The organism is Rhizobium sp. 10N414 (assembly GCF_056394785.1).
In genome coordinates this window covers 85,120-91,630 of the sequence record NZ_JBFTIN010000022.1, presented here as the reverse complement: position 1 = coordinate 91,630, position 6,511 = coordinate 85,120, and the positions used below count along the sequence as shown (strand labels likewise).

Annotated in this window: 6 protein-coding genes; 4 read left to right on the top strand and 2 right to left on the bottom strand. The window is 59.7% G+C overall.

The window, feature by feature from the left end; genetic code table 11:
• Window positions 1–961 (top strand): porin (locus AC1DE4_RS19775; RefSeq protein WP_477882634.1); only part of this gene is annotated, 961 nt, incomplete at its 5' end.
• Between the two features lie 165 nt (window positions 962–1,126).
• On the opposite strand, the gene AC1DE4_RS19770 is transcribed toward AC1DE4_RS19775, so the two are convergent.
• Window positions 1,127–1,621 carry an RrF2 family transcriptional regulator gene (locus tag AC1DE4_RS19770; protein WP_018117220.1) on the bottom strand — a complete coding sequence of 165 codons (495 nt, stop codon included), beginning with the start codon at window positions 1,619–1,621 and terminating at the stop codon, window positions 1,127–1,129.
• A 284-nt stretch (window positions 1,622–1,905) separates the two neighbouring features.
• Between AC1DE4_RS19770 and AC1DE4_RS19765 the strand changes: the two genes are divergently transcribed.
• Complete coding sequence (locus AC1DE4_RS19765; RefSeq protein ID WP_018857318.1) at window positions 1,906–2,532, top strand: hypothetical protein; 627 nt, start codon at window positions 1,906–1,908, stop codon at window positions 2,530–2,532.
• Window positions 2,533–2,584: 52 nt separating this feature from the next.
• Here AC1DE4_RS19765 and AC1DE4_RS19760 read toward each other — a convergent pair whose 3' ends face one another.
• Window positions 2,585–3,613, bottom strand: coding sequence for a CorA family divalent cation transporter (locus AC1DE4_RS19760; RefSeq protein WP_025660036.1), 1,029 nt, complete (start codon window positions 3,611–3,613; stop codon window positions 2,585–2,587).
• Window positions 3,614–3,855: 242 nt separating this feature from the next.
• Between AC1DE4_RS19760 and AC1DE4_RS19755 the strand changes: the two genes are divergently transcribed.
• Together AC1DE4_RS19755 and AC1DE4_RS19750 are read left to right on the top strand one after the other, a co-directional pair.
• Window positions 3,856–4,761 (top strand): universal stress protein, encoded by a 906-nt coding sequence (locus AC1DE4_RS19755; RefSeq protein WP_018857316.1) that lies wholly within the window; start codon window positions 3,856–3,858, stop codon window positions 4,759–4,761.
• 104 nt (window positions 4,762–4,865) lie between these two features.
• Window positions 4,866–6,371: an acetyl-CoA hydrolase/transferase family protein gene (locus tag AC1DE4_RS19750; protein ID WP_018857315.1), complete on the top strand. Its 1,506-nt coding sequence runs from the start codon at window positions 4,866–4,868 to the stop codon at window positions 6,369–6,371.
• Window positions 6,372–6,511: the final 140 nt, after the last annotated feature.

Sequence of the window (6,511 nt, the reverse complement as noted above, 5' to 3'; positions counted from 1 at the left end):
TGCTGCTGAGCCGGAACCAGTTGAATACGTCCGCGTTTGCGACGCTTACGGCAGCGGCTACTTCTACATCCCGGGCACCGAAACCTGCCTGAAGATCAGCGGTTACATCCGTTTCCAGGTTAACGCCGGCCCGAATGCCAGCGCAACCACTGGCAACGGTACCTATGTTGCGAATGACTCCGACTGGGATGCCTACACCCGTGGTCAGGTCCAGTTCACCGCCAAGAGCGACACCGAATACGGCCCGCTCACCGGTGTTATCGTCCTGCAGACGAATGCCGACAACTCTAAGTCGCAGGCATCTTTGCTTGACTCCGCTTACATCGACATCGCTGGCTTCCGCGCCGGTCTGTTCTACAGCTGGTGGGACGATGGTCTCTCGGGCGAAACGGACGACATCGGCAGCAAGGTCACGCTACACAACTCCATCCGTTATCAGTACGAAGCTGAAAACTTCTACGCTGGCATCAGCGTTGACGAGCTGGAAGACGGCTACTTCAGCGCTGGTGAAAACCCGAACAACGTCGGCGTAGCAGTCGGCATCGGCGGCAAGGCTGGCATCTTCAGCTACCAGATCACGGCCGGCTACGACACAGATAACGAAGAAGGTGCCGTTCGCGCCATGGGTACCGTTGCCGTCGGCCCGGGCACCCTCGGCCTCGCAGCGATCTACTCCAGCGGCCCGAACTCCTACTATCAGACCGCCGAATGGGTTGTCGCGGCTGAGTACGCCATCAAGGCGACCGACAAGCTGAAGATCACCCCGGCCGCTCAGTACTACGGCAACTACGGCATCGTCGCGGGCGACTTCGACGACAACAACGACGCCTGGAAGGTCGGTGTCACAGTTGATTATCAGATCGTCGACAACCTCTACGCCAAGGCAACCGTCAATTACTTCGACTCGGACAAGGCTGACGACGTCACGACGGGCTTCTTCCGCCTCCAGCGCGCATTCTAACTAAAAAAGCGGCGCCGCGTTTCCGCCTCTCTCCGTTGCTAAAGTCACGGGGAAAGGCAGCGCGGCGCCGCGCTTTAAGAGTTCTGATCAGATTGACCTCCGATCAGTTAGGAGGGGTGGCACGGGTTCCCTGCCCGGCCGCCCCTTTCCAGTTTAAGGATGAAATTATTCGGCGGGGTGGCGATCGCGCACGAGGCTAGCATCCGCCGAGTGCTGATGTCCGGCAGATTTCTCGGCCTCGAGTCGACGCAGCTCCGCCACACTGTCCTCGATGGTCACCGAACCAAGCATGTCGACGACAGCCTGCTCCGCTCGATCACACAGAAACTCCGAAAGGTCGCCGATATTCTCACCCACGAGTCCCTCATGCGGAATATCGTGCCGAGTCGCCCAGATCTTCTTGTCACCGGTCACGGCGGCATAGATCTGGCTGAGCAAAATCTGGTCACGTGGTCGTGCCAAACGAATGCCCCCCTTGCCGCCCTGGGAGGTAGCAAGAATTCCGTTCTCATTGAGCGGAAGCAACAGCTTGCGGACAAAGCTTGCGCTTGTATCGAGCCCTTGCGCAAGTGATTGGCTCGTGGTGCGGAGATTGGCCTCTTCATTGACGGCAACGCTGATGACAATCTGTAAAGCGGTCGAAAAGCGCGTGTCGATCATGCTGAGCTGAGGCCTTGCGTCGGAAGCCGGAGAGCACAGATATTTACCGCTAAAACTCATTGTCAAGAACGCGTGGTTGAAATCACGCCAACTTGACTGAAACCTCGACAGGCGCGTGTAGGACCACCGTACGATGTGTACTGCGAAATGAGCCAAAAGCCGGGCCGCGGGGGCCGCACCCTTCAGACTCCTCCCGAGGTCCCATCACGTGATTTCGATTTTACGCCGAGACTTACCTGCAATACGCTTCCTTCCGCTAGAAATTTCAACCGGGGAGAGACGCCATGAGACGCAGGTTTGCCTATATCGCGGCCGCTTTGGCCTTTTCAGCGGTCGGGGTCCATGCTCAGGACACCGCCATGAGTTTCTTCGTGACCAGTGTAAATCCAGGCAAGGGTGGCGATCTCGGTGGTCTCGCCGGTGCGGACGCCTATTGCAACACGCTTGCCACGGCCGCTGGCTCGACGGGCAAGACCTGGAAAGCCTATCTTTCCACCGACGCCGAAAATGCAAAGGACCGCATTGGCTCTGGGCCCTGGTATAACGCCAAAGGCGAAAAGATCGCCGACGACGTGGCCTCTCTGCACAGCGACAAGAACAACCTGACCAAGCAGACCGCGCTCAATGAGAAGGGCGAAATCATCAACGGCCGAGGCGACACGCCGAACCGGCACGACATGCTCACCGGTTCGAAAGCCGATGGCACTGCGGCGCCGGAGACATGCGGCAACTGGACGATGGGCGGCGCTGAAGGTGTCGCGATCGTCGGCCACAGCGACCGAACAGGCCTTGATGACTCCGCCCAAGCGAAGTCGTGGAACTCCTCGCACCCGACACGCGGCGGCTGCACCGTCAAAGCCTTCAATGGGACTGGTGGCGACGGCCTGTTCTACTGCTTCGCAGCGAATTGATCGCATAGAGGACAGCGCATTCAAGGCTCGTAGTCTGGGACGATGCCGTGCTCTAAAGCCAGCCGATACGCCGAAGCACCCAGAGCGTCGCAACGGATGTGATCGTCACGAATACGACAATGATGATGAAAGCCCAGGTGTCGTTGACCCCCGGAATGCCTCCGACATTCATTCCGAACAAGCCGGCCACGACACTCGGAGGCAGTAGCAACGCCGCCAGCGCCGCCAGCCGGTTGGAATTGCGCGCGATGCGCTCGCTGATCACCGTCGAAAGGTCGTCGTGCAGAATACCCGTACGGTCGCGGATGGCATCGAGGTACTCGATGAAGCGCATCAGCTTGTCGATCACCTCGCGCATCCGCAGCTTGTCGCGCTCCAGCAGCCATGGCGCATCATCATGCTCGATGCGGTTCAACGCATCGCGCTGCGGCGCCAGATAGCGGCGAAGCTGGACGGAACGCCGACGCAGCAGCTTGAGGCGTTCGCGCACTTGGCCTGCCTCGCCGTGAAAGATCATCTCGTCAAGCTCGTCCACCTCCTCGTCCATGGAGTCGAGCACTGGCTCCAGGTCGCGCACAAGCTTGTCGCCGATCAACGCCAGCAGGTCACCGGTGCGTAGCGGGCCCTTGCCTTTCTGGAGCGCCTGGCGAATGTCGCGAAGGGCGGTAATGTAGTGACCGCTGTCCCGCAGCGAAATCACCTTGTTCGCATCGACCCACATATGGAGCGGCACGAGATCGATGTCGGTCTGCTTTTCCGACGCTTCGTCCGGCGCAGTCGCACAGACGCCGCGAAGGATGATCAGCAGGCCATCGTTGACTGGCTCGACGCGAGGCCGTGTTTCCTCTTCGAGAAGAGCTTCGGTCACGAAGCTATCGAGACCGCTTTCCCGGTTGACCCAATTGGCCGCCGCCGCATGGTCGCGCTCGAGGTGCAGCCAGATGATCCCATCTTCCGGCTTCCACATTTGCGCCCGGGCAATGTCCAACTGCGTGCAGCCGCCACACCCGTCCAAGAGCAAGGCGAAGCGTAATCCCGGCTCCGCGCCATAGGTCAGCTTAGAGGTAACTGCCGTCTCCATCGCGCCCCGCATATAGCTAGAGGGAACCAAAAAATGCAGCCGACACAAAAGCTTGGCACCGGAGATTCTAGCAGGTCGCGATTAAGGCGCAAGACCGGCGGAATCGGCACCGGGATTCGGCAGCCACCGGCTTCGGTGCTTAAAATAGGTCGCCTTCCTCTGCCAAGGCGATTTCAACGCCGGTCAGATTAGCGTATTATTCCAGTGCAACCGTGCGGGCCGATCCATGAAGGAGGGCCAGATTGATCACGACAACCACCGACGACCGCAACTGGTCACAAGGCTTCAGCGCATCTCACGATGGTGCCGCTCCACGCAACGTTCGTGATCTCACCAGCCATGCCGATATTGTCGTGCTGCTGCCCGATCCAGCCTCGGCACAAACCTGCCTCGATCTGGCCGACGACGCGGCCGATGCCGTGCAGGACAACATTGCCGCCGTGCACATCGGTGCCGATCCACTGTCGATGCTCGTATCCGCCGAGGAAATCGAACTGCAAATGATGCGCGACCTGGAGGAAGGTTCGACGCACGAGCGGTACGAACACGTCAGGCAGCTGTTCGAGGAGTGGAAATTGCATGCGCCTCACCGGCAAGACCTGATGCTCGGCGATTGCCAGGGCGATCTGCGCCGCTGCGTCAGCACTGTCTGCCGGAATGCATCGCTTGTCGTAACGCCCTACAGAGGCAATCTCGACGCTCGTGATGCCTTTCACGATGTCCTCTTTCATGAAGGCAAGCTGGTGCTGGTCCCCCCAGCCAGTGGCTATCGGGGGCACCTGCTGGACCACGTCCTCGTTGGCTGGAAGCCGCATGACCACGCACGACGGACAATGGTCGCCGCAAGGCCCTGGCTTGCCGCCGCCAACCGCATCACGGTGCTCTGCGTCGATGACAAACCGAACAGGCACTACGAGAAGTCGGCCAGGGAAATCTGCCATCAGCTGGGGCTGGATGCCGAGATTGTCGTTACCTCGTCATCGGGCCGCTCGGTCGGCAACACCATCCTCGACTTTGGCACGTCGACGAACGCCACCTGCATTCTGATCGGTGCGTTCAAGCACGGTTATCTGCTCGAGCTGCTTCTCGGCCGCGTCACCTATCGCCTGCTGTCCCATGCCACTATTCCTCTACTTATGAGCCATTGATGGAGCCGACTAGACCGGCGCTTGATCGACGCCGCGCGCGACAAGGCGCGGAACGCTTCGTGCGGGTCAAACCGCCTGTTCACGCAGACAGCTAGGAGGCGAATATGTCCCGAATATTCAATGAAAATTTGCGTTCACGGATCATGACGGCCGAGGACGCGGCATCGCTGATAACCAGCGGCTCGACGGTGGGGATGAGCGGCTTTACCGGATCGGGTTATCCGAAATCAGTACCGCTTGCACTTGCGGCCAAGATCGAAGCAGAGCATGCGGGGGGCAATCCTTTCCATCTTCGTGTCTGGACTGGCGCCTCCACCGGTCCCGAACTCGACGGCGCGCTCGCCCGAGTGAACGGCATCGAGTTTCGACTGCCCTACAACTCTGATCCATACGCCCGCGAAAAGATCAACCGAGGCGAAATGGAATACTTCGATATGCATCTTTCTCAGGTCGCGCCCATGGCCTGGCAGGGCTTTCTCGGCCCCCTTGATACCGCGATTGTCGAAGTCTCCGGCATTCGCGCCGATGGCTCGCTTATTCCGTCCTCCTCGGTCGGCAACAACAAGACCTGGCTCGACCGCGCAGAGAAGGTCATACTCGAGGTCAATCGTTGGCAGAGTCCGGCGCTCGAAGGCATGCACGACATCTATTATGGCACGGCACTGCCGCCGCACCGGGTCCCGATACCGTTGGTTCGGCCGGATGACCGGATCGGCGAAACGGCGTTCCGCTGCGATCCCGACAAGATCGTCGCTATTGTCGAGACCGATGCGCCGGATCGCAACTTGCCCTTTACGCCGCCGGACGACGCCGCCAAGGCCATTGCCGGCCACCTGCTGGAATTCTTCGGTCACGAAGTTGCCAAGGGGCGTTTGCAGGCTTCGCTTCTGCCAATCCAGTCCGGCGTCGGCAATATCGCCAATGCCGTGCTGACTGGCTTGATCGACAGCCCTTTCGAGAACATGACGGCATTTACCGAGGTCATCCAGGACGGCATGCTCGACCTGCTCGATGCCGGTAAGCTCAGGATGGCTTCCGCGACCGCCTTCTCACTCAGCCCGGAGGCGGCACGTCGTCTTAACGAGAACATGCCAACCTATCGTGACAGGATGGTGCTGCGGCCGCAGGAGATCAGCAATCATCCCGAACTGATCCGCCGTCTTGGCTGTCTTGCGATGAATGGCCTGATCGAGGCTGATATCTACGGCAATGTTAACTCGACCCACATCATGGGCTCGCGCATCCAGAACGGTATCGGCGGCTCCGGGGATTTTGCGCGCAATGCCTATATCTCCATTTTCATGACTCCATCGACTGCCAAGGGCAGCAAGATTTCTGCGATTGTGCCGCAGGCAAGTCGTGTCGATCACATCAACCAGGACGTCCAGGTGCTGGTGACGGAACAGGGCCTTGCGGATCTGCGCGGGCTTTCGCCGAAGCAACGCGCGCGGACGATCATCGACAACTGTTCCCATCCCACCTACCGGCCCGCTCTTCTTGACTATTTCGAGCGCGCGCTTGCCGGCTCTTACGGTTTACAAACCCCAACCTTGCCGAAGGAAGCCTTGTCGTGGCACCAGCGCTTTATCGATACCGGCTCGATGTTGTGACGGAGCCAGGTTGCCATCCAAGCCATTGTTGTACGCTGGCGGCCGCTGTCTGCGCAAAACCGTCAGTTGCCAATGATCGCCCCAAGCGGACGCGTTCCGTTCCGCGATGGGTGTTGCCGTTGAATCGGGTGTTGGCAGGA